The 25,076-nt window shown below is 35.8% G+C and carries 20 protein-coding genes; 8 read left to right on the top strand and 12 right to left on the bottom strand.

Annotated elements, in window-relative coordinates; translation table 11 throughout:
* Positions 1-7 precede the first annotated feature (7 nt).
* Positions 8-718, bottom strand: coding sequence for a 16S rRNA (cytidine(1402)-2'-O)-methyltransferase (rsmI, locus tag ACO05K_RS14220; RefSeq protein WP_421945092.1), 711 nt, complete (start codon positions 716-718; stop codon positions 8-10).
* A 117-nt stretch (positions 719-835) separates the two neighbouring features.
* On the opposite strand from rsmI, the gene serS reads away from it, so the two are divergent.
* Complete coding sequence (gene serS / locus ACO05K_RS14215) at positions 836-2,107, top strand: serine--tRNA ligase (RefSeq protein WP_421945091.1); 1,272 nt, start codon at positions 836-838, stop codon at positions 2,105-2,107.
* A gap of 311 nt (positions 2,108-2,418) precedes the next feature.
* Here the strand turns inward: serS and ACO05K_RS14210 are convergent, their stop codons facing one another.
* The 5 genes from ACO05K_RS14210 to fabV all read right to left on the bottom strand — a co-directional run bounded on the left by ACO05K_RS14210 (position 2,419) and on the right by fabV (position 6,480).
* Positions 2,419-2,733, bottom strand: coding sequence for a hypothetical protein (locus ACO05K_RS14210; RefSeq protein ID WP_421945090.1), 315 nt, complete (start codon positions 2,731-2,733; stop codon positions 2,419-2,421).
* Between the two features lie 99 nt (positions 2,734-2,832).
* Complete coding sequence (locus tag ACO05K_RS14205) at positions 2,833-3,519, bottom strand: SIMPL domain-containing protein (RefSeq protein WP_421945089.1); 687 nt, start codon at positions 3,517-3,519, stop codon at positions 2,833-2,835.
* A 596-nt stretch (positions 3,520-4,115) separates the two neighbouring features.
* Positions 4,116-4,568, bottom strand: coding sequence for a cold-shock protein (locus tag ACO05K_RS14200; RefSeq protein WP_290243075.1), 453 nt, complete (start codon positions 4,566-4,568; stop codon positions 4,116-4,118).
* A 107-nt stretch (positions 4,569-4,675) separates the two neighbouring features.
* The gene (locus ACO05K_RS14195; protein WP_421945088.1) at positions 4,676-5,212 is read right to left on the bottom strand and encodes a GNAT family N-acetyltransferase; all 537 of its coding nucleotides are present in this window, start codon (positions 5,210-5,212) and stop codon (positions 4,676-4,678) included.
* 74 nt (positions 5,213-5,286) lie between these two features.
* Entirely contained in the window at positions 5,287-6,480 is a 1,194-nt protein-coding gene (fabV, locus tag ACO05K_RS14190; protein ID WP_421945087.1) for an enoyl-ACP reductase FabV, read from the bottom strand.
* Positions 6,481-6,703: 223 nt separating this feature from the next.
* On the opposite strand from fabV, the gene ACO05K_RS14185 reads away from it, so the two are divergent.
* Positions 6,704-7,414 carry a DUF2490 domain-containing protein gene (locus ACO05K_RS14185; protein WP_421945086.1) on the top strand — a complete coding sequence of 237 codons (711 nt, stop codon included), beginning with the start codon at positions 6,704-6,706 and terminating at the stop codon, positions 7,412-7,414.
* Positions 7,415-7,510: 96 nt separating this feature from the next.
* Positions 7,511-8,401, top strand: coding sequence for a hypothetical protein (locus ACO05K_RS14180; protein WP_421945085.1), 891 nt, complete (start codon positions 7,511-7,513; stop codon positions 8,399-8,401).
* Here the strand turns inward: ACO05K_RS14180 and ACO05K_RS14175 are convergent.
* The 4 genes from ACO05K_RS14175 to ACO05K_RS14160 all read right to left on the bottom strand — a co-directional run bounded on the left by ACO05K_RS14175 (position 8,398) and on the right by ACO05K_RS14160 (position 13,728).
* Positions 8,398-9,174 (bottom strand): hypothetical protein, encoded by a 777-nt coding sequence (locus ACO05K_RS14175; RefSeq protein ID WP_421945084.1) that lies wholly within the window; start codon positions 9,172-9,174, stop codon positions 8,398-8,400. The genes ACO05K_RS14180 and ACO05K_RS14175 overlap by 4 nt on opposite strands.
* Positions 9,175-9,256: 82 nt before the next feature.
* Entirely contained in the window at positions 9,257-9,985 is a 729-nt protein-coding gene (locus ACO05K_RS14170) for a head GIN domain-containing protein (protein WP_421945083.1), read from the bottom strand.
* A gap of 112 nt (positions 9,986-10,097) precedes the next feature.
* A complete protein-coding gene (locus ACO05K_RS14165; RefSeq protein WP_421945082.1) occupies positions 10,098-11,750 on the bottom strand; it encodes a M1 family metallopeptidase in 1,653 nt (550 codons plus the stop codon).
* Between the two features lie 109 nt (positions 11,751-11,859).
* Entirely contained in the window at positions 11,860-13,728 is a 1,869-nt protein-coding gene (locus ACO05K_RS14160) for a CocE/NonD family hydrolase (RefSeq protein WP_421945081.1), read from the bottom strand.
* A 194-nt stretch (positions 13,729-13,922) separates the two neighbouring features.
* On the opposite strand from ACO05K_RS14160, the gene ACO05K_RS14155 reads away from it, so the two are divergent.
* The 5 genes from ACO05K_RS14155 to ACO05K_RS14135 all read left to right on the top strand — a co-directional run bounded on the left by ACO05K_RS14155 (position 13,923) and on the right by ACO05K_RS14135 (position 20,706).
* Positions 13,923-14,765 carry a DUF6515 family protein gene (locus ACO05K_RS14155; protein ID WP_421945080.1) on the top strand — a complete coding sequence of 281 codons (843 nt, stop codon included), beginning with the start codon at positions 13,923-13,925 and terminating at the stop codon, positions 14,763-14,765.
* 90 nt (positions 14,766-14,855) lie between these two features.
* The gene (locus tag ACO05K_RS14150; RefSeq protein WP_421945079.1) at positions 14,856-16,019 is read left to right on the top strand and encodes an esterase-like activity of phytase family protein; all 1,164 of its coding nucleotides are present in this window, start codon (positions 14,856-14,858) and stop codon (positions 16,017-16,019) included.
* A gap of 176 nt (positions 16,020-16,195) precedes the next feature.
* Positions 16,196-17,602: a dihydrolipoyl dehydrogenase gene (gene lpdA / locus ACO05K_RS14145; protein ID WP_421945078.1), complete on the top strand. Its 1,407-nt coding sequence runs from the start codon at positions 16,196-16,198 to the stop codon at positions 17,600-17,602.
* A gap of 238 nt (positions 17,603-17,840) precedes the next feature.
* On the top strand, positions 17,841-19,361 hold the full coding sequence (locus tag ACO05K_RS14140; protein WP_421945077.1) for a choice-of-anchor I family protein: 1,521 nt from the start codon (positions 17,841-17,843) through the stop codon (positions 19,359-19,361).
* Positions 19,362-19,506: 145 nt separating this feature from the next.
* Positions 19,507-20,706 carry an MFS transporter gene (locus ACO05K_RS14135; RefSeq protein WP_421945076.1) on the top strand — a complete coding sequence of 400 codons (1,200 nt, stop codon included), beginning with the start codon at positions 19,507-19,509 and terminating at the stop codon, positions 20,704-20,706.
* 5 nt (positions 20,707-20,711) lie between these two features.
* Here the strand turns inward: ACO05K_RS14135 and ACO05K_RS14130 are convergent, their stop codons facing one another.
* Together ACO05K_RS14130 and ACO05K_RS14125 are read right to left on the bottom strand one after the other, a co-directional pair.
* On the bottom strand, positions 20,712-21,530 hold the full coding sequence (locus ACO05K_RS14130; protein WP_421945075.1) for a hypothetical protein: 819 nt from the start codon (positions 21,528-21,530) through the stop codon (positions 20,712-20,714).
* A gap of 304 nt (positions 21,531-21,834) precedes the next feature.
* Positions 21,835-25,029: an efflux RND transporter permease subunit gene (locus tag ACO05K_RS14125; protein WP_421945074.1), complete on the bottom strand. Its 3,195-nt coding sequence runs from the start codon at positions 25,027-25,029 to the stop codon at positions 21,835-21,837.
* Positions 25,030-25,076: the final 47 nt, after the last annotated feature.

Here is a 25,076-nt window from a genome sequence, read left to right as displayed (position 1 = left end):
TGAGCTGTTAATCAGCATCGTTGTATTTATTTTTACTTTTCGATGCAGGTTTTCCTGCAATGCAAATTACAAATTCTCCTTTTAAAACATTGTTTTCAAAGTGTGATTTTATCTCTACCAAAGTTCCTCTAACGGTTTCCTCAAACATTTTGGTAAGCTCTCTACTTACCGATGCCTGTCTATCTTCGCCAAGGTACTGCGCAAATTCTTCTAAAGTTTTTAATAAACGGTGCGGACTTTCATAAAGTATAATTGTTCTGTCTTCTTCTGCTAGTTTTTTAAACTTCGTTTGTCTTCCTTTTTTAACAGGCAAAAATCCCTCAAAACAAAAAGCATCGGCGGGTAAGCCAGAATTTACCAAAGCAGGTACAAATGCAGTAGCGCCAGGTAAACATTCAACAGCAATATTATTTTTTATCGCTTCGCGAACGAGGAAAAAACCAGGGTCGGAAATTGCTGGCGTTCCGGCGTCGGAGATTAAAGCAATCTTTTGCCCTTCATTTAAAAACTTTATAATTTCAGAAGTAGCTTTGTGTTCGTTATGTTGGTGGTGCGAAAACACTTTCTTATCAATGCCAAAATGTTTAAGCATTGGTGCGCTGGTTCGGGTATCTTCAGCAAGAATTAAATCGCATTCTTTTAATACCCGAATTGCCCTAAAAGTCATATCTTCTAAATTACCAATCGGTGTTGGTACCAGAAATAGTTTTCCATCCATATTTTTTATACGCTCGTCATTGCGAGGAGGAACGACGAAGCAATCTTTTTGGAGAGAGATTGCCGCACTACGTTCGCAATGACGACTTAATTATTATCTTTGTGAAAAAATTAAATAATGCTGCAAGTTAACTATATCCGCGAAAATAGAGAGAAAGTTTTAGAACGTTTAAGTAAGCGTAACTTTAAACAACCAGAGTTGGTTGATGAAATCATCAAAATTGATGAAGAACGTCGTTCTACTCAAACTTCGCTTGATAGCCTTTCTGCCGAAGCAAATGCAGCTGCAAAACAAATCGGCGATTTAATGCGCACAGGCAAAAAAGAAGAGGCCGAAGCTATTAAAACTCAAACTGCATCACACAAAGAAAACATTAAAAGTTTAACTGAAAAGTTAAATGAACTGGAAACAGCACAGTTTAATTCTTTGGTGTTGTTGCCTAATTTACCTCACGATTTAGTTAAACCAGGTACTACGCCTGAAGAAAACGAAGTTGTTTTGGTACATGGAGAACCAGCTCAATTACCGAAAGATGCAAAGCCACATTGGGAGCTAGCTGCGAAATACGATATTATCGATTTTGAACTTGGTGTTAAAATTACGGGTGCAGGTTTTCCGGTTTATAAAGGAAAAGGAGCAAGATTACAAAGAGCTTTAATTAATTTCTTTTTAGATGAAGCAATTGCTGCTGGATACAAAGAAGTTCAGGTTCCGCATTTGGTAAATGCAGCTTCTGGTTTTGGTACTGGTCAGTTGCCAGATAAAGAAGGCCAGATGTACCACTCAACTGTTGATGATTTATATTTAATCCCGACGGCTGAGGTTCCGGTTACCAACTTGTACAGAGATGTAATTTTAAAGGAAGAAGAATTGCCAATCAAAAATACCGCATATACGCCTTGTTTCCGTAGAGAAGCGGGTTCTTATGGTTCTCATGTTCGTGGCTTAAACCGCTTGCACCAATTTGATAAAGTAGAATTGGTTCAGGTTACTCATCCAGATAAATCTTACGAAACTTTGGAAGACATGAGCACCTATGTACAAAGCTTATTACAAAAATTAGGTTTGCACTACCGCGTTTTACGTTTGTGTGGTGGCGATATGGGTTTTGGTTCTGCAATGACATACGATATGGAAACCTGGAGCGCATCACAAGAGCGTTGGTTAGAAGTATCTTCAGTATCAAACGTAGAAACTTTCCAAAGTAACCGTTCAAAAATTCGTTTTAAAGGCAAAGAAGGTAAAACCCAATTGGCACATACTTTAAATGGAAGTGCATTAGCATTACCACGAATTGTTGCTTCTATTTTAGAAAACTATCAAACAGAAAACGGAATTAAAATTCCAGAAGCTTTGGTGAAATATACAGGCTTCGATATTATTGATTAAAAAAACCTCTCCCTGCGAGCGGTAGTGGTAAGTCTTCTGACTTCCAGTCCCTCTCCTTGAGGAGAGGGAAGCACAGACAGTACATAAAACCCAATCCGTTAATAGGGAGAGGTATTTCTTTATCCATTCTCGTCATTGCGAGGCACGAAGCAATCTTAAAACGCATTAGGATTGCTTTGTGCCTCGAAATGACGAAAATATAGCCTTAATCTGTGTCCGCACAGATAAAATTATTAACCCACAAAAAAAGCTTTGCAGTAATGCAAAGCTTTTTGTTTTTATATAGATAGATGTAATGTTTTCTCTTGGGATTATAAAATCAAGATTAATAATAAAATGATGATGATAATAGCACCAACTGAAAGATAAACACCACCAGAAACTGCACGTGCCTGACCTTTTAATTCTTTTAACTCGCTACGAAGCGCTTTACGCTCAGCTCTGGTTAAATTAGATTTATCCATGTCTCTAATTTCTTCAACACGGGTTTTGATTTTCTCTAACTGCAAAGTTTGTTCGGCAGTTAACTCTGTTGGGTTTTTTGCTTTTTTATCTGCAGCCTGAGCAGAGTTAAAACTAATTGCTAAAGAGAAAACAAGGGCTAAGGTGTAAATGAATTTTTTCATAATTTATAAATTTTTAGTGTTTCGATGATAGCTTAACAAAAAACCTACCAAAATGTGTTGGTAGGTTTTAAAAAAAGCGTTAAATAAAATCTTTAACAACTATTTTATCTCAAACACAGCGTTAACTGTAAAATTTAACTTTATTTTTTTGAAATCTATTTCCGGTGCAGCGCCTGCATCAGCCATTTCTGCTTTCATCATATAGTTTCTATATACAGGCTGTATTACATTATCTCCACCATCTTGTATATCAATTACGGCACCTAATTTATCGCCAAGTGCTTCTACCATGTAAGCTGCTTTTTCTTTCGCGGCTAAAAGTGCTTTAATTTTAAGTTCTTTTTTAAGTCCTTCAATTTTCGAGTAATCATAACTCTCAATGTTTGTGCTTGCAATTCCTTTAGCGTCTATTGCTTCAATAATCGAATTGAATTTATTTAAATCGCTAACTTTTAAACGGTATTGTTTGCTTGCTAAAAAATCAGGATTTTTCTTTTTTTCGGTCGCGTAATTCCAGCTGCTTAAATTACTAACTGTTAAATTTTCTTTTGCAATTCCTGCTTTTTGCACCGCAGCATAAAGTTGTTTTTCTAATTCGGTAATCTCTACTTTTTTCTTTCCGTTTAAATATTCTTTAAGCGAAATGCCGATGTAAATAATATCGGGTGTTACTTCGGTTTCTGCCGAGCCACTTACATTAATTTTTCTGCGTAAATCTACTTGTTGAGCCTTAACTGTAGATAATCCTAAAACTGTAACCAGTGCAATTGCTATTAACTTTTTCATAATCTTATTTTCTTTGTGTGTGCTGTAATGATGAAAATTCAAAGCAAATTCCACACCGAGATTTAATATTTCTTTAATTTATGAAAATGAACGGTTCTTTTTCTTTGGCAAATCCAGCCCTGCTATCCGTTCCAAGCCGCTCCCGATGAAAATCGGGATGCGGGCTTTATACTCCTATCAGGTTTATTTACAAAAGATTGTGCTGCTATGTTACACAGTTCTATCGCCGAAAAACTTTGAGTAGTTCAACCAGAAATTTTTAAAACGCAGACTGTGTAATTTTCTCTTAAAAAGAACCACAGTTTTTGAAAAATAAACCCGACAGAGCTAAATAGCCCGGAATGGCAGCGCAGCGAAAATGAGGACTATAAGCGATGGCGGGACTGAAATAGCCTAAACCAACCGGAGCCTGATTTTCTAAAAATTTAAAATGAATTTAATTGGATATTCCTTTCGAAAGGAAAAAATGCGCCAGGTTTTATGCTTAAATAGACGGAATTATATATGTTTATAAAACCTTGCGCAGCAGAATTTTCTGCAAGATTTGAAGATGAATTTATAGATATAAACTACAAATTATACATCTGAGGATTAAATTAAACTTTAGAAACTTTTACTGCAGTTGGTCCTTTTTGACCCATTTCTACCTCGAAAGTAACTTTATCGCCTTCTTTAATTTGTGTCGTTAATCCATTAACGTGAACAAAAATGCTATCTTGAGTTTCAGTGTTTTTAATGAAACCGTAACCTTTGCTATCATTAAAAAATGTTACTGTACCTTTTTTAACCGGGTTTTCATCAACAATATCTTCTTGTCTTGAAATTCCAATCTGAATATCTTCGGTATTGATAACTTTTTTCTTTTTCGGATCTGGTGGAGTAGAAGAAATGTTACCATTTTCATCAACGTAAGCCATCATATCCTCAAGCGCTAAACCTTTTTTTGCATTAGCTTGACGCTCTTCTTTTTTCTCTTGTTTGTCTTTTTGTTTCTTTAATCGTTTTTTTTCGTTCTCTTTTTTGCTGTATGTTGCCTGAGATTTAGCCATATATTATTTAATCGTTTTGTTGTTAAAAAGGGTGAGTGGAATGGAGAATTATACAAATATAACAATACTAAAGTACAAATACGATTTTATTAGGTTCTGAGATTTGATTATTGGGCTGATTGCCACTCCTTTTTGTCTACTTCGTAAGCAAAATTCCATTTTAAAGGTTCACCATAATAGGCAACTTCAATTTCGCTTATTTTCTTGGCTCCAAGTTTTTCAGCAGCCTTTTGCGAACGAAAATTTGTTGCGCCAATGTGTAGAATTACTTTATCTACAAACTGAAAAGCATGGTTAAACATTAAGGTTTTTAAAGCTTTGTTGTGTGCTTTACCCCAATATGCTCTGCCAATAAATGTATAGCCCACTGCAACCGATTTATTTGGTTCATCTAATTCGTAAAACCTGGAACTACCAACTACATTGCCACTTTGTTTTTCGTAAACTATAAAAGCACCGCCAGATTCAATCGCTCCTTTAAAAAAGTTCTCGAAAACAGGGCGCTGATAACGGTTTTTATTTGGATGCTGTTCCCAAAGTAATTCGTCGTTGGCTACTTCGTAAAGCTTTTCAAAATCATCAGCCTTTAAAGGCACCACGCTTAACAGATCATTTTCTAAAATTGGTTGTAAGTTGAAACTCATATTTTAATCAAATTAAAAACGGCTGGTTTATGCGCCAGCCGTTTAGTATTTTATAATAAAAAGGTTTTTTGTTTTTACTCAACCAAACCTTCAATTTTTACAACTTCGTTGGCATCTTTTTGATAATCTACCTTATCAATCTCAAAACCGAATAAGCTTAAGAAATCAGAACGGTAGCCTGGCAAATCTCCGATAGCTGGTAAAGTTTCGGTTGTTGCTTCTTCCCAAAGTTTTGCAACTTTAGCCTGAACGTCATCACGCATTTCCCAATCGTCGATTCTGATTCTGCCTTTTTCATCAACTGGAACTTCTCCACCGTTAAACAATCTATCTGCAAATAAACGTTGAATTTGCTCTATCGTTCCTTCGTGTACGCCTTCTTCTTTCATTATTTTGTACAATAAAGAAATATAAAGTGGAATAACCGGAATTGCAGAACTTGCTTGCGTTACTAAAGCTTTGTTAACAGAAACATAAGCTTTTCCATCAATGTCTTTTAATTTATCGCTGATGGTAAAAGCAGTTGCTTCTAAATCATCTTTTGCACGTCCGATTGTTCCTTTACGATAAACCGGTTCGGTTAAAGCAGGGCCTATATATGAATACGCAACTGTCGTAGCGCCTTCAGCCAATAAATTTTCTGCTTTTAAGGCATCAATCCACATTGCCCAGTCTTCGCCACCCATAACAGCAACTGTATTTGCGATATCTTCTTCGTTTGCTGGTTCAATTGAAATTTCGGTTACATTACCTGTATGGAAATCGACCGTTTTATTGGTGTACGTACCACCGATTGGTTTTAACGTAGAACGATGTAAAACTTCTGTATTTGGGTTTTTTCTAACTGGAGAAGCTAAACTGTAAATTACTAAATCTATCTGACCTAAATCAGCTTTAATTAAATCGATTGTTTTTTGCTTAATCTCGTTAGAGAAAGCATCGCCGTTTATACTTTTAGCATATAAACCAGCTGCATGAGCTTCTTTTTCAAATGCTGCACTATTGTACCAACCTGGAGAAGCAGTTTTGCCTTCAGATGGTGCTTTTTCGAAAAAGACACCAATTGTTGCTGCATTTGAGCCATAAGCTGCAGTAATTCTTGATGCTAAACCAAATCCGGTTGATGCACCAATTACTAAAACTTTCTTAGGTCCGTTAACTTCGCCTTTTGATTTAACATATTCAATTTGGTTCTTTACGTTTTGTGCGCAACCATCTGGGTGTGCAGTTAAACAAATAAAGCCCCTCATTCTAGGTTCAATAATCATTGTTTTTTGATTTTACGTTTTGTATTGTATTTCGGGATATAGTTACAAATACCGAAATCTTTAACGAAGATAAATTTTTAATTGCTTAACGCTAAATGAAATTTAAATAAACGTCAATCGGTTAAGATTATATTTTCAAACCCAATATTAAATTAAGGTTAAATTAAATGCTTGATGGAAATTTTATAATTTAGCCAAACACAGATAAAACCATTTTACTTATATGAAAAAACTGCAATTGCTAACCATCGTTTTACTATTGTTTGTTGCAAAGCTTTCTGCCCAAACGCAGTATCAAAATTCTGGTTGGTTTATGTTGGTTAACAACACAAAATTTAACGAAAAGTGGGGTTTGCAATTCGATTTTCAGGTTCGTTCTGCTGATGATTGGGATCATGTAAGAAATACGCTTGTTAGACCTGCGTTGCAGTATTTCATCAGCAAAAATAGTAATGTTGCACTTGGCTATTTATGGCAAACTACCCAAACAACACCAGTGGGAGCAGATTATACAGTTACTCTAAACGAGCATCGAATTTTTGAACAATACATTTACAACCATAAAATTAAATCGGTTTTTGCAAGTCACCGCCTTAGGTTAGAGCAAAGATTTATTGGAAGATTAGCAAACGAAGATTTATTTTCGCAACGTTTTCGCTATTTCTTCAGGTTGATTCAACCTTTACAAAAAACAGAAGCAACATTTACTAAAGGGGCTTTTGTAGCCTTGCAAAATGAGGTTTTCTTAAATCTCCAGAATAACGATGAGTTAAGTAATAAGGTGTTCGACCAAAACAGAGCTTATTTGGCAGCTGGTTATCGTTTTTCGAAACAGTTTGATATTGAGGTGGGCTATATGAATCAGGCAATAAAAGGTAGAGCGAATAATACAGTAAACAATATTGCACAACTGGCTTTATATACAAGATTTTAATTTTGTTTTAATGATTTAAAGTCATATTCTTATTTGCAACTATTACAATATGTTAAATTGCTTGTAATAGTTGTCGCTTTTTGCTCACTTTGCCGCGTGAAAAAGTTCTCCATTTTATTCTTAGCGCTCTTGTTTGGTAAGCGTATACAAGCTCAAGAGGTTTCCCCTTCGTCTACAAATAATACTCCAACATCAAAAAGTTTATTTAATCCAGAATATAAACGCAATTTTTCGCGTAAAGGCGATTTTTATTTTCACTGGGGTTACAATAGTTCCTGGTACGGAAAAAGCGATATTCGCTTTCAAGGACCAAATTATGATTTTACTTTAAGTGATGTTACTGCTCGTGACAGACAATCGAAATTAGACTGGAGTTACTTAAATCCTAGTTTGATAACGGTTCCTCAATATAACATCAGAGTTGGATATTTTATAAAAGATAATTATAGCATCTCCATCGGTTGGGACCACATGAAATATGTTGTGGATATTCCTCAAACAGTTACCATAAATGGCTATATCGGCCCAAACATTTCTCATGATAATGCAACTACAGGAAATTTAGCGGGCACTTACAATGGGCAAATGATTAACGTTAAAGAAAGTATGTTAACCTACGAACATACTGACGGTTTTAACTATGCAAATGTAGAATTAGAGCGTTATGACGATATCTGGGTTGCTCCAAGCGGAAATACATCATTAACTTTAGAAACAGGTTTAGGTGGTGGTTTACTTGTTCCACGATCAGATGTTCGTTTGTTTGGCCAAGGTAGAAACAATCACTTCAGTATTTCTGGTTATGGTGTTTCAGCAAAAATTGGATTGAAATTTTATGTTTGGAAACATATCTACTTACAAAATACAACCAAAGTTGGCGCAACTAATTTAACCAATGTACATACCACAGGGTGGGATGAATTGGATAAAGCAAGCCAGAAAATTAATTACCTGGAAAACATGTGGGTAATTGGTTTCCAGTTTTAAGAATTTTTGATTTTTTCGTAATACTGGAGTACGCTATCTTCAGCCTTGTTCAAATTAATATTGGCTTTGTATAAGTCTTTTCTTAAACTTTGATAAAGCTTAATTATATTTTCAAGTGCTTTAAGTAATGATGCTTTTTCATTGTTTGATAGTGTGCCTTTAAGTAAATCGAAATCATTCTGGATTAATTGAGTTTCAACTTTTCGTACGCCTCTTGGCAAATTATTGTTTCGAAGATGCAACAGTGGACCGATTACAACCATACGCATAAATCCAAAGAAATCTAAGGCTTCGAAATACTCTCCGCGACCAATTTTTAAAAATGCGTAATGCACCCAAGTCCAAAAGCGATCTTCTATCCATTGAAAATCGGGCATTGGAAAATTTGCCTGTGTCTTATCTATTACATCTTGAAGTTGGTTATCTGTATCTAACAGAATAACCGGATTTTCAACTCTAATTTCAAACTCTTTGAGCGTTACAAATTTGATATCTACATGTAATAAAGGGTTTTCATAAAGACAAATTAACAACCTGCTTTCGCCAACATGCTCACCTGTAAAAGCCGACAATAAATATCCGAACTTATTGGCATAACCAAGCATTTTTTCTTTATCACCTCCAATAATTCCTTTGGTAACTAAAACAAGATCCAAGTCAGAATATTCATCTAACTCGTTTGTTAACCAAGAGCCCGCTGCCGCTAAACCAATAACATTTTCATCACTTTTTAAGATGTCAGTTACTTGTTGTGCAAATTCGTGTTGAATCATTTTAATTTTTATCGATGTAATTTAACAAAAAAAGCGCCCTGATTATTAGTCAGGGCGCTTTATATAATTTTTTTAGTTTGAATTATATTTTCCTAACTCTTCCTGAACCTACAATTGTCTTTTCAACTTGTGGATTACCAGAATAATTTACACTTCCAGAACCACTGATTACCGCTCTGATATTTTCCTCTGCATTAATATTTACAGTTCCCGAACCGCTGATGGTTGAAGTTAAATTATTTACAGAAAAACTTTTGCCAGAAAAACTACCAGAACTGCTGATAACGATTTTAGCTCTATCAGAACTTCCTGTTATGTTCAAAGAACCAGAACCGCTGATAACACCGTTGTAATTATCAACATCAGCAGTTGCTTTAATGCTACCCGAGCCGCTTAATGTTGTTGTTAAATCGTTAGTAGAAATTTTTCCATTAACTACTAGGCTTCCAGAACCACTCATTGTTAAACTTTTAATAGATTTTGCTGTAATGTAAGCTGTGATTTTTTTATCCTCATATTTTCTAGACCAGCTGGTTATGCTGTTCTCTGGACGGATAATTAACACGTTACCTTTTACTTCTGTGATAATTGAGGCAATTGCTTCTGCATCACCCTCAAAACGGCAACTTTCTGTATTTCCTAAGGTAACGATAACGTTAATCGGTCCTGCTGATGCAATGCCACTAAAGTTTTTAACGTCTCTATCCTCAGATTTTTTTGATGTTGAAATGGTTATTTCAGTTTTTGCGAATGTATTTAAGCTTGTTGCTAAAACTAATGCTGCAAAGGTAAAAGCGAATATTTTTTTCATATTATTAGAAATTATGGTTTTAGGTTTGATTAATCCATTTATGGATTTTCTTAATAAGACGATCGTTTTCCTAAAAAGTTGCACATGCTTAAAAATCTTTTTGAATTAAAGTTTATCCCTTTTTCGTTTTGATATAAAAAAGTGGGTCATGTTTAAAATTGTCAGCATTTATGCTTTTATCAACTTTAATTGTTTTCCAATCGTTTGAAGGCTTAATTAATGTATAGCTTCCGCTTTTCAGCGTTACTTTAACTGGCATATCAAAACCTTTAACATCAGTTATCCAACGGTAAGAAAGTACATTGTTCTCAATTTTATATTCCAATACCGGAATATTTGTAAAGCGAAGATATTGGTCGAAAATCTTGCTGAGTTTTAAACCACTTTGCTTAGCAATATAATTTTCAATATCGGCAGTTGTTACGGTTTTGTGATAAAAGGTTTTGTTTAATCCACGAAGAATTTGTCTGAATTTTTCATCATTATCTATTAACTGGCGGATGGTGTGAATCAGGTTTGCGCCTTTAGGATACATATCTCCAGAACCTTCTTTATTAACGCCATACGGTCCTATGACTGGAATATCATTTTGTATGATTTTTTGCAAACCAATGGAGTATTCGTTTGCTGCGGTTTTACTTTCTGTACATTCTGTAAACAGTACTTCCGAATAATTTGTAAAACCCTCATGTACCCACATATCGGCAATGTCTTTTGAGGTAATGCTGTTCCCAAACCATTCATGTCCACTTTCGTGTATGGTAATAAAATCCCATTTTAATCCGTGTCCGGTGCCGCTTAAATCTCTACCTAAATATCCTTTCTTAAATTGATTACCATAAGCAACAGCACTTTGATGCTCCATACCTAAATGTGGCGCTTGTACTAATTTATAGCCATCTTTATACCAAGGATAGGGCCCGAACCAATGTTCGAAACATTTTAGCATTGGTTTCACATCAGCATCCCAATGTGTACGGGCCTTTGCGTTATCTGCTTTAAGTGCCCAGTAATCGATGCTTAATTTTCCGTTTTCACCATCAAAAGTATCTGTCCAATGCGCATATTTGCCAATGTAGAAGGTTACATCGTAATTATTAATTGGGTTGCTTACTAGCCAATTGTATTGTTTGTAACCATCTGGTTTATCTACCGTATTTAATAATCTTCCGTTAGAAATTTCCTGTAAATCTTTAGGTACGCTGATGCTGATTTTCATGCTGTCAACTTCATCACTTTGATGATCTTTATTAGGCCACCAAACGCTAGCACCAAGTCCCTGGCAAGCAACAGAAACAAAAGGATTGCCTTCTGAATCTTTTTTGAAAATAAAACCGCCATCCCACGGTGCATTTTTGGCTACACGCGGATTTCCTGAATAAAACACAGTAAATTTCTCTTTGCTGCCTTTTTTAATTGTTTTAGGAAAAGTTACAAATACGGCATCGTATTCTCTGGTGAAGTTTAAATCTGCTCCATTAAAAACAACCTTTTCTACCTTCAAATTTGAGAAAAGATCGAATTGAAGTTCTGTAAAATCCTGAGTTGCTGTGAAGGCAAATTCGTTGCTCCCGGCAACAGATTTCTTTTCAATATTAATCTTAACATCTAAGTGATAATAATTAATATCGTAGCAAGTTCTTAGCGGGGTTAGTGTTCCTCGTAAACTATCTGCCCTAGAATTTTCCTGGTTTTTACCAAGCATTTGGGCATTTGCAGTTGAGATAGCTAATGCAAGTGCAAAAAGTGTAACAAGTTTTTTCATTTTTAGTTATATACTTCATTGTGAGTCACGAAGCAATCTCGCAAAATTAAACTCATAAGAGATTGCTTCGTGACTCGCAATGGCGATTTTTTAGTTAATAACAAGAAATTTATTTTAAAACAGATACCGAAATGTATGAGCTATTAGAAGTATCGTGAAAAATTTTATGCGTCGCTTTTTGGAAATCGGCAGGCTCAGCTTCGTAAATATTCATAAATTTTTGCGGGTTTCTATCTGCCAACGGAAACCATGAATTCTGAATTTGAATCATAATTTTATGTCCTTTTTTGAAGGTGTGCGCTACATCTGGTAACGCATAATTAACCTTTGTAATTTGTCCTGGCACAAAAGCTTCTGGTTTTTCGAAGCTATTGCGGTATTTTCCTCTTAAAATTTCACCTCTTACCAACATTTCATATCCTCCCATAATAATGTTTTTGGGGTTAGGAGTTGGATTTGGTTCGTTTTCCGGATAAACATCGATTAACTTCACCACATAATCAGCATCAGTTCCTGTTGTAGAAACAACTAGATTTGCCAAAACTGGTCCGGTTAAAGTAATATCTTCGGTTAAAGCATCTGTTTGATAAGTTTTTACATCAGGTCTGCGAGCCGCAAATCTTTGGTCATCAATCATATATTCTCGGGTACGTTTTGCTTGTACACCATCTTGGTAAGGAACCGGATTATTTGGGTCGCTCACATATTCATCCCAACTATCTGTTCTGCCAACTTTTTCAAAAGCCAGTTTTCCGTTAGGATGTAAATAAAGATTCTTAGTTTCAACTTCTTGTGGCGGCCAGTTTGCAAATTGCTTCCATTCATTGCTTCCGGTTACAAAAATATTTGCTTCGCCAGCTTTAAAATCACCTTCTCCTTTTAAATAATGTTTAAAAAATGGTAACTCGTATTGTTGCTGATAATCAATGCTTGTGTTTTTTCCGAATTTAATATCACCAAAATAAGAACCATCGCTGCGTACCCAGCCACCATGGTACCAAGGTCCAGCAACTAAAATATTGTTTCCGTTTGGATTTTGCTTTTCAATGGCTTTATAAGTAGCAAATGTTCCGTAGGCATCTTCAGCATCAAAAAAGCCACCAACAACCATCACTGCAGGTTTAACATTTTTTAAATGAGGAAGGATGTATCTTGCTTTCCAAAATGTATCCAAATTTGGATGTTTAACTAAATCGTTCCAGAATTTAATGCTATCAGCAAAATATTTGTCCTTTAAATTTTTAACCGAACCGGCTTCTAAATAGAAACGGTAATTATCCTGAATCGGGAATTGAAAACCTTTCGGGCCTTTATCGGGTGTAATAGGTTTCGGACGAGGAACGCCGAAACTACTCATAAAACTGAAGGCATCCATTAAAAATAAACTTCCACCATGATGAAAATCATCACCAATAAACCAATCGGTTACTGGTGCTTGAGGTGAAACAGCCTTTAAAGCCGGATGTGAATTCGGTAGTGAAGTTGTTGAGTAAAATCCCGGATAGGAGATGCCATAAATACCAGCGTTTCCATTGTTGTTTTTTATGTTTTTAACTAGCCAATCGATGGTATCGTAAGTGTCTGTACTTTCATCAATATCTTTTTTGCCTTTTTTCAAAGTCTGCGGACGTATATCCTCAAAAGTTCCCTCACTCATCCATTTTCCCCTTACATCCTGATAAACAAAAATAAATCCTTCACGCATCATCGCCGGGAAATTACCTAAACTCAGCTTATATTTATCTTCACCATAAGGTGCTACAGTATAAGGCGTTCTATTAATTAAAAACGGGAATTTCTTGGTTTGATTTTTGGGTACATAAATAGAGGTGAAGAGCTTAACGCCATCACGCATAGGTATTTGTCGCTCAATTTTTGTGTAATTGGCTCTAACGTATGCCGAATCTGTTTCTTGGGCAATAATCGCCTTTGAAACTAACAAGCAAACTATAAAAGATAAAATTTTAGTAAGGTTCATTAACAGTTGATTTTAGGAATAATTTTTAAATATAGACATAAGCCGAAAGATTTAGAAAAACATGCGGTAAAAGGTTTGTTAAGCGTTGCTGTTTAAATCGTCATTCCATTATCAGAATTTAGTTAAATAACGTTAAGGCATAATCTTTTGTAGATTTTCATCGTCATATTAATAATTGAATTAAACACTATAAAATGAAAAGGTTATTAAATAAAGGATTGGTTGTTTTTGCTGTATCGGCAATGGTAACAACTTTTAGCGTAGAAAGCGCTTTGGCGCAACGTCCTAGCCGGGGTGGAAGCTCAGGTGGTGGTCGTTCAGGAAGTGTAGCACCATCGAGAGGCGGTGGTATTTCACGTCAACCATCAATGCAGGCACCATCAAATAATAGAATTTCTCAAGCTCCGAATCGTGGTAATTACGGTTACGGTGGCAGACCGGAAAGACCCGGTTACCGTCCAAATCAAAGTTACCGTCCAAATTATAATTACAGACAAGGTTACCGTTATAGTCCGGGTTATCGTTTTTACGGGAGACCAAATTATGGATATTATAATTTCTACAGACCATTCATCGGTTTCCGTTTAAATGTACTGCCGCTTGGTTATTACCCATTTTATTACGGGCCAAATCAATATTACTATTCTGGAGGATTATTCTATCGCCAGTATGAAAATAACTACCAAGTTGTTACGCCTCCGGTTGGTGCCGAAGTTCCTAATTTACCAGATGATGCAGAATTGGTTACTATCGATGGTGTAGATTATTACGAGCTTAAAGGCGTTTACTACACTCAATCTACCAATAAAGAGGGAAAAACTGTTTATGTTGTTGCGGGTAAAGACGGTGTGTTAAATACGACTGATGGACCTGTTGTAACACATCAAATTGGCGATATTATTTCCGTTTTACCAGAGGGATGTAGAGAAGTAACCATTAAAAATGATAAGTATTTTGTTTCTCCTGATGATGTATATTACGAAGAAGTTATTGAGGGCAACAAAACCAGCTACCGTGTAATTGGCAAGTTGTACTAAACAAAATTTAAAAATAAGGCCGCTTTAATTTAATATTGAAGCGGTTTTTTATTGCACTAAAAAGTATATTTTTGCTTAAAACAAAATCTTTTGAAAATATCCTCAATCAAAATTTCCCTGCTTTACATTATTCTTTTTGGGCTATTAACTTCTTGCTCAACCACGCGTTATGCATCTAAAAAAGGTAATGAAACTACAATTTCTGCCATAAAATTTTTAGATGAATACATTATGCCAATTGGTGAGCAATTTAAAGGTACATCGGTTGGTGGTTTATCGGGGATTGATCACGATGCAAAAAACGATCGTTATTTTTTAATAAGTGATGATCCAAGCCAGTTTAGTACGGCCAGGGTTTATACTGCTAATATCAATATCAAAAACAATAAAATTGATACCGTTTTAATAAATGGAATTATACCGATTCTGCAAGAAAATGGTAAAGAGTATCCAAAGTATGGAACGGTAAAAAGTTTAAAAGCTGATGGAGAATCTGTTCGTTTCAATCCGTTAAAAAATGAATTAATTTGGAGTAACGAAGGAGAAAGATTATTTAAAAATGGCGATTCACTTATTATTCAACCTGCTTTAACTTTTATTTCTGCTGATGGAAAGTTTTTGGATACTATTCCACTTCCTAAAGGCTTTCATTTTACCAAAGGCGAAAATGGGCCGAGAAAAAATGCTTTATTTGAAGGCGTAACTTTTGCAGATAATTATAGAACACTTTATGCAAGTTTAGAAGAGCCCTTGTATCAGGATGGAAGATCGGCAGCTTATGGATTTGGCGGTGCAATAACACGCATCTTAAAGTTTGACACTAAGTCAAAACGAAACACAGCGCAATATGCTTATAATTTAGGCGAATTACCAGTAGAACCTACTGTGCAAAGCGACTGGAATTTAAACGGAATTTCTGAAATTCTGGCAATTAATAACCACACTCTGTTGGTGATGGAACGTGCCTGGGCTAAAGGACATGATGATCATACTTTTGTTAAACTGTTTTTGGTTGATTTAAACGAGGCAGAAAATGTAATTAACAATCCGTCGTTTTCGAAAAATCCACCGAAGGTGTTAAAGAAAAAACTACTTTTTGATTTTGATACAATTGATAAACACATCGACAATTTTGAGGGCGTAACTTTTGGTCCGAATTTGCCGAATGGAAATAAAACCTTAATTTTTTGTGTAGATAATAATTTCTCGAAAACCCAAACGCAACAATTTTTCCTTTTCGAAGTAGAACCTTAATTAGGTTAGATATTTCGGACAAAGGAATCATTCATTATTAAAAAGGAATTAGAAATACATTTAATATTGCTTATTCATTGTAAAAATGAATTTTCAAACCAATTCATTTAAGTTTTTGACTTTCAGCTTTCCGCCTTTTTTCCCTACATTTGGCTAATCAAAATTCTAAAGAAATTATGCAATACGATGTCGTTGTTATCGGTTCAGGGCCGGGCGGTTATGTAGGCGCAATCCGTTGTGCTCAGTTAGGTTTAAAAACTGCAGTTATAGAAAAATATAAAACTTTTGGAGGTACATGCTTAAACGTAGGTTGTATTCCATCAAAAGCTTTGTTAGATTCTTCTGAGCATTTCCATAACGCTGCTCACACTTTTACAACTCACGGTATCAACTTAAAAGATTTAAAAGTTGATATGAAACAAATGATCGCTCGTAAAGACGATGTTGTTGCTCAAAATACCGCTGGTATTACTTATTTATTCAAAAAAAATAAAATTGATTCTTACGAAGGGCTTGGTTCTTTCGTTGATAGAAACACAGTTTTAATCACTAAAGAAGATGGTTCTACCGAAACTTTAACTGCTAAAAATGTGATTATTGCTACAGGTTCTAAGCCAACAGCTTTACCATTTTTACCAATTGATAAAAAACGCGTCATTACTTCAACCGAAGCTTTAAATATTAAAGAAGTGCCAAAAACAATGGTTGTAATTGGTGGTGGTGTTATCGGTTTAGAATTGGGTTCGGTGTATGCTCGTTTGGGTACAAAAGTTTCTGTTGTAGAGTTTTTACCATCAATCATCGCTACTATGGATGCTGGTTTAGGTAAAGAACTTCAACGTGTTTTAAAGAAAAACCTGGGTATGGAGTTTTACATGGGACACAAAGTTACTGGCGCAACTACAAAAGGTAAAGTGGTAACCGTAACTGCAGAAAATCCAAAAGGCGAAACCATTTCTTTAGAAGCTGATTATTGTATCGTAGCAGTTGGTCGTACGGCTTATACAGAAGGTTTAGCTTTAGATAAAATCGGAATTACAGTTGAAGAACGTGGTAAAAAAATCCCTGTAAACGAACATTTAGAAACTTCGGTTAAAGGTGTTTATGCCATTGGCGATGTTATTACTGGTGCAATGTTGGCACACAAAGCAGAAGATGAAGGAACTTATGTTGCAGAAACTATCGCGGGACAAAAACCGCACATTAATTATAACCTAATTCCAGGAGTTGTTTACACTTGGCCGGAAGTTGCTTCAGTTGGTTTAACCGAAGAGCAATTGAAAGAAAAAGGTACAAAATATAAAGCAGGTTCATTCCCATTCAAAGCAAGCGGACGTGCTAAAGCAAGTATGGATACCGATGGTTTCATTAAAGTTTTAGCCGATGCTGCAACTGACGAAGTTTTAGGTGTACACATGATTGGCCCACGTGCTGCGGATATGATTGCAGAAGCAGTTATTGCGATGGAATTTCGTGCTTCTGCAGAAGATATTGCCCGTACTTGCCATGCTCACCCAACTTATACAGAGGCGTTAAAAGAAGCTGCTTTGGCTGCAACTGATAACAGAGCAATACATATTTAATAGGTATCCGTCATGCTGAACTTGTTTCAGTATCTCTACGCCTTGGTTTGTGTCTTCACAAACCAAAAGGAAAGCCGATAAGAAATTATCGGCTTTTTTTGTGGCTAACACTCATTGCCGTCTGCTTCAGCTGACTGTTAAAAAGTGTTTATCATTCCTTAACCAAAAGATAACATTGTGAGCCTATAAAACAGCAAGTTGCGAATTTATTTTTGCGATTCAGATAAGCAAACAAACCATGAACTGTAAAAAACTTTTTGTAGCCTTAATGATGGCTACAATGGCAATAACTGCCTGTAAAAAAACTTCAGATCCTATTGAAGAAATAGACCCAATCGTTGCAGAAGATATATCGAGTTTTAAAGAAACCGCATCAATAGATTTAGGAGGAGAAACATCGGCCGAAATTTCTGCTTACGATCCATCAACAAAAAAACTATTTGTTGTAAGTAATGAAGGAGGCGCGAAGGTTGAAGTTGTAGATTTAACAAACTATCCAACGGTAACTAAAACAAGAACCTTAACATTTGCAAGCAATGCTGGTATAAATAGTGTGGCTGTAAGCAATGGTTTGTTGGCAATAGCATTAGATGGAGCCGATAAACAAGGTAATGGCGATGTTGTTGTTTTAAAAACATCAGATTTATCTGAAGTTAAAAAAATCACGGTTGGCGCTATGCCAGATATGGTAACTTTTAGTCCGGATGGAAATTATATTTTATCTGCAAACGAAGGTGAGCCAAATGATGCATATACTGTAGATCCAAATGGAAGCATCTCAGTTATCAACGTAAAAGATAATTATTCGGTTAAAACTTTAGATTTTTCTGGATTCGAATCGCAAAAGGCAGCGTTGGTTACAGGTGGTTTTAGAATTTACGGACCAAAAGCAACATTTGCTCAGGACATTGAACCAGAATACATTGCTGTTAGTTCAGATTCTAAAAAAGCATATGTTACTTTACAGGAAAACAATGGTGTTGCAGAAGTTGATATCGTTGCCGGAACAATCACGAAAATTAATCCTTTAGGCACAAGAGACATCAGCCTTGCTGAAAATGCTTTTGATGTAAGTGATTTAGATAATAAAATAGCTTTAGGAACCTGGCCAATCAAGGCTTTTTATTTACCAGATGCAATTTCATTTTTTACAACAGAAGGCAATAATTATTTAGCTTTAGCAAATGAGGGTGATACTAGAGCCTGGAAAGGTTACGACGAAGAAGCAAGAGTAAAAAGTTTAAAACTCGACCCAACTAAATTTCCAACTGCAGCAACTTTGCAACTGGATGGAAACTTAGGCAGGTTAACGGTTACAAAAGCTTATGGCGATACAGATGGCGACGGAGATTACGATGAATTATATGCAACTGGTGGCAGAAGCATGAGCATTATTAATGCTAATACAGGTGCTTTAGTTGCAAATGTTGGAAAAGACTTAGAGCAACGTGTTATTGATGCAGGTAAGTATGATGATACGCGTTCGGATAATAAAGGTGTTGAAGTAGAAGGAGTAACTGTTGCACAGGTTAATGGCAGAACTTTAGCATTTATTGGTATGGAACGTGTTGATATGATTGCAATTTATGATGTTACAACTCCGTCATCACCAAAATTTGTTCAATTATTTGCTTCTGGAGATGCACCTGAAGGTTTACTATTTGTTAAACCAAAAGATAGCCCAAATGGCAGAAGTTTATTAGTAGTTGCAAGTGAAGGCGATGGAGCTGTAAAGTTCTTTCAACCGAATAAAATATAAAATAATTAACTTTTAAATCAAAAACCCGCTTTTGAGCGGGTTTTTTAGTTTAATAATTATATATAAATGATAATTATAACTTTCTATTACCATTTCAATTAATGATCTTTGTCACAAAATAATACTTCATTGTTAATATTGCATTTTGGAAGAACTTAATATAAATCAGGAATTATCAAATCAAGCAGAAACGAAACCTGTTAAAAAAAGTTCTCCAAATCGTATTCGCCTTGCGGTATCGTTATTTTACTTTGGTCAAGGTATTGCTTTTGCTTCTTGGGCAAGTCGTATTCCGGATATTAAACATACCTTAAATTTATCTGATGGAGAGTTGGGTAGTATTCTATTAGCACTACCTCTTGGCCAATTGGTAACTATGCCCATATCTGGTAGGTTGGTTACAAAATACGGGAGCAAAAAAATATTAACCATTACCGCACCGCTTTATGTGTTGGCACTTTCTAATTTAGGTTTAGCTTCTGCTTCGTGGCATTTAGCAGCTTTTTTATTTTTATTCGGGATAGTTGGTAACATGTGTAATATCGCCGTTAATACGCAAGGTTCTGAAGCAGAAAAATTATTTGGTAGGCCAATTATGACTTCCTTTCACGGCGCATGGAGCATTGCCGGATTTACCGGGGCATTAGTTGGCTTATTAATGGTTAACCTTCATATTGTTCCTTATCATCACTTTTGGATAATTACTTTCCTGATTTGGTTGAACGTGTTTTTAAACCATAAACATTTGGTGCCTGGTAAAGGTGCTAAAAGCGAACGTAAACCAAAATTATTTACCATGCCCGAAGGTTCTTTGCTACAGCTCGGAATTATCGGCTTTTGCAGCATGGCAACAGAGGGAGCGATGTTTGATTGGAGCGGCGTTTACTTTAAGGAAATTGTTAAAGCGCCAACATCATTAGTAATTCTTGGTTATGCATCTTTTATGGTGATGATGGCTACAGGTCGTTTTGTAGGAGATAAAATTATTGAAAGCCTGGGAAGAAAAAGAACCATTCAAATTAGCGGTTTAATTATTTCTTCGGGGATGTTCTTGTCGGTTTTTCTACCTTACATAGTACCTGCAACTATTGGATTTATGTTGGTTGGCGTTGGCGTATCGAGTATTGTTCCAACGGTTTATAGCGTTGCCGGGAAAAATGGTAAGGTAGCACCAGGAATTGCAATTGCAATGGTTTCGAGCGTGAGTTACCTAGGCTTTTTAATGGGACCACCACTAATCGGTTACATTTCGGCTCTATCAAGCTTACAGTATTCTTATGCCGTAATCGGTATTTTCGGTTTACTGGTAAGTTTAATAGTTGGCAAAATCAGAGCGATGGATTAACTAAATTACTCTTTTTTAGTAATCAGCGTTTTTATCATATTATGTTCTTTCAGTGCAGCTATTGCGATTTCAATCAATCGTAGGTTTTCATCTATGTGACCATGCTGAACTTCGACATTTATGTAAGGGATATCATTTAATTGAGCATAAACAGATAACGAACCATCATTTTCTCCAAATTTAGATTGAAGGATAACATTCACGTTAGCCTTTTTTAAACTGTTGAATAGCTTTAAATCGGTAACATAAAGCAGGTCATCACCATCCATTTCTGGGTTTAAATAAACAGAATCTGCAGTGCTCGATAAATCGTAGCCTGGTAGATAGGATGAAATTCCAAAACCACCGTCGGCATTGTTGTGTAGCGTTAAAATATATCCTGTTTCTTTGGGATTATAGTAATCGAGGATTTTCTTTCCTGCATCATTTAATGCTTTTTCAACTTCGTTTGAGCTGAATTCATCTTTTTTTAATCTGGTGTTAACGCCTCTTTCTGTATAAATTGCGTTAGGATCAATTCGATAGGTATCATCCATGTAGGTGAAGTTATAATCTCTAACACCACCATATTGGCTATCAATTAATTTTCCGCCATTCCACCTAATGTATTCGAAGCCGGCTTTTACACCAGTATCTTCATTATCATGCACAACCAGGAATTTAATTCCATTTGGCTTGTAGGTGTATTTTACAAGATTGATTTTTAAATCATAAAGCTGAAACGATGTTGAATCGGTTGTCATTGCTTCGAAAACCGGAGGATGTTGGGCTGAAACTGCAAAAGCGATGTTTATGATTAAAGCGCTGAGGATGATTTTAAGCATATGCCTAATATACAAATTGATACAATATTTTGTTTGGCGTTTTAGATTTTTGCAGTCGACTTTGTTGCTAACGGGATAGAAGCGATATCCTTTTTTGCTGATTTACTAAACTTACGAAGTCTCCTGAGCACTTAAGTAAATAGACTTCGTGAGTTTAAGTTTTGAGCAAAAAAGATTTATCGAACAGCCCGACTGGAGTAAGCGATGAAATACTGTCCTTACCTTTTCAAGAAAAAATAAAACAAAAAAAGGCCGCCTTTTGGGAGGCGACCTGATTGATTGTTAATCTGGATGTATAAAAATTTTAATGTTCTAAATCTGCATCGTATTCCAAAACGTCTTTATGGTCGTATGGTTCTTCCAGCAATTCATCTATGGTTTTTACTTTTTTGTTGAAACCAAATCTATCTAACATTCTATCGAAAACTAAATAAACTACTGGTACCACAATTAAGGTTAAAAATAGCGAACTGGTTAAACCACCCACAATAACCCAGGCCAAACCGTTTTTCCATTCTGCACCTGCACCACTTGCCAATGCAATTGGAAGCATACCAAATATCATGGCGATGGTGGTCATTAAAATTGGACGTAAACGAGCATGGTTAGCTAAGATTAAAGCATCGATTGTTGATTTTCCTTCTGCCTTCATGTGGTTGGTAAAATCGACTAAGATAATCGCATTCTTTGCCACTAAACCCATCAACATAATAAAACCTAAAATGGTAAATATACCCAATGAGTTATTCGTTAACGCCAAGGCTAATAAAGCTCCAATTAATGCCAATGGTAGCGAGAACATTACTACCAATGGGTAAATAAAGCTATCGTACAAAGCAACCATGATAAAGTAAACTAAGATAATCGATGCCAATAATGCAATACCTAAAGTACCAAAACCTTCTGCTTGATTTTCTTCATCTCCAGCCCATGTGTAGCTTACGCCAACAGGAGCTTTTAATTTACCGTTTTCTTGCAGTTCGATTAATTTTGCTTTAAAATCGGCTACAATTGTACCCGTTGGGCGACCAATGGATTGTGCCTGAACAGAAACCGAAGTAGATTTATTTAAACGCTCTAACTGACTTGGACCAGAACCTTCGGTAATGTTTGCAAACTGTGATAACTTAATTTGTGCACCCTTATCGTTCACAAAAATCAAATTACGTACATCATCGATATCTTTCCTGTTGAAATCTTGATATTGAATATTAATGTCGTACTCGTATTCGCCTTTTCTGTATTTACCATCGGTATTTCCGGCAAAGGCGGTTTGCATGGTAGAACCAACTGTTGAAAGCGTTAAGCCAACAGCCGACATTTTATCTCTATCTACCTGAACATTAATCTCAGGTGTACCTTTTTCTACAGAAAGTTTAATCTCTGTTGCACCAGGAATGGTTGCTAACAAGCTTTTAGCACCTTCTGCATATTTCAAAGCACTATCTAAGTTAGAACCCATAACCACTAAGCTAATTGGCGCATTCTCTGCAATACCCAAAATACTAATTGGCACTGTTTTAACTTTTGCTCCAACCAATTCTTTAGCTAAAGCTCTACTCATTTTCGTAGCGAATACATCAGATGACATACCTTCGCGTTTATCACGCTCAACTAACTTTACGTTAATCTCCGATTTGTATGCTGTTGCCTGTGTACCACCAAAGTCACCACTGGCTTGTCCAACTGTAGTAATTAACTGGATAATTTCTGGTTGTTTATCTAAGAAAGCTTCTGCTTTTTGTGTGTAGAAGTTAGTTTGCTCTAACGGTGCATCTTTTGGTAATTCAATTTGTACCAGGAATTCTCCTTTATCTGATTTAGGGAAGAACTCTGAACCAATAAAACCTGCACCTAATAAACCACATGAACCTAAGAACAACACAAAAACCATGATTAGGGTTAATGCTTTGTGGCGTAAGGACCAGTTTAAAATATTGGTAATCCAAATAGTGAATTTTTTAAGCTGTTTTTCGAACCATAAAATGAAACGACCAAACATGTTTTTCCCTTCAATGTGCTCTAGTTTTCCATATCTTGAGAAAAGCAAAGGAACGATAGTAAATGAAGCAACTAATGAAAGTAATGTTGCAATAATTACAACCACACAGAATTGGCGTAAAATGTTAGATACCAAACCAGAACTAATGGCGATAGGGAAGAACACTACTACAATTACCATTGTAATCGATACAACCGTAAAACCAATTTCTCTAGTTGCATCAGAGGCTGCTCTAACTTTATTTTTACCCATCTCCATGTGTCGCTGGATATTTTCCAGTACCACAATCGCATCATCCACAAGGATACCTACCACGAGTGATAGACCCAATAACGACATTAAGTTTAAGGTATAGCCGAAAAGACTAATACCGATAAAGGTTGCAATTAATGATGCCGGGATTGAAACCATTACAATTAATGCATTTCGCAAACTGTGCAAGAAGAAAAGCATTACAAAAGCTACCAATACAACCGCAAGCATTAAATCGTGTATTACCGCATCTGCCGATTCTAATGTAAAAATCGAACTGTCGTTAACAATTTTAATATCAAGCTTGTTGCCCGCATATTCTGTTTTAAGCTTTGCAATGATAGCGTGAACACCTTCACTCACTTTTACTGCATTGGCATCACTCTGTTTAATAATTTGAATTGCAATAGAAGACTGACGGTTAATACGAGCCAGTTTTTCGGTTTCTTTTTTCGAATCCTGAACATCAGATACATCGCCTAAACGAATTTGTGCACCCTCTTTTGATGTCGTTAACACCAAGTTTCTTAATTCATCGATACTTCTGTATTTACCCGATAAACGGATTAAAACGTCTTGATTCTGAGTTTTAACACTTCCGGTTGGGAAATCTAAGTTTGAACTTAAAATCATTTGCTGCACTTGCGGTACAGAAAGATTGTAACCTTGAAGTTTAGATGCATCTAAAGCAACCTGAATTTCACGTTCAGAACCACCAACTAAATTTACCTGCGCAATACCGCTAACCCTTGAAATTACCGGAGCAATTCTTTGATCAATTAAATCGTAAAAGGTAACATCATCCATGTTCGCCGAAGCCGTCATGGTAATTACTGGTAAATCATCTAAAGAGAATTTACTAAGTGATGGTGTTTTTACATCGTCCGGTAAATCAGAAAGGATAGCATTTACTTTACGTTGCGCATCATTTAATGAAATATCGATGTTTGCTGCATCTGTTAAAGTAATGGTTACAACCGATAAACTTTCATAAGAAACTGCATTTAGTTTCTTAATGTTTTCCATCGACGATACGGCATCCTCAATTTTTTTGGTTACCGTGTTTTCAACCTCCGCTGGTGATGCACCAGGATAAATGGTTGATATAGATACTACGTTGTTTGAGAATTTTGGAAGTAATTCATAACCCAGCGAAAAGTAACTTAACAGCCCCAGTAAAGTAAGTGCGGTAAATACCACAATTACCAGCGAGGGCCTTTTTATAGATATATCTGTTATTTTCATTTTAATTTTTTATGTTGAAATATCATTATCCTTCGACGTGCTTAGGA

This window comes from Pedobacter sp., assembly GCF_965227205.1.
Classification (GTDB): Bacteria; Bacteroidota; Bacteroidia; order Sphingobacteriales; family Sphingobacteriaceae; genus Pedobacter.
Note: the sequence above shows the minus strand (reverse complement) of the source record. Positions and strands in the feature narration are given on the sequence as shown.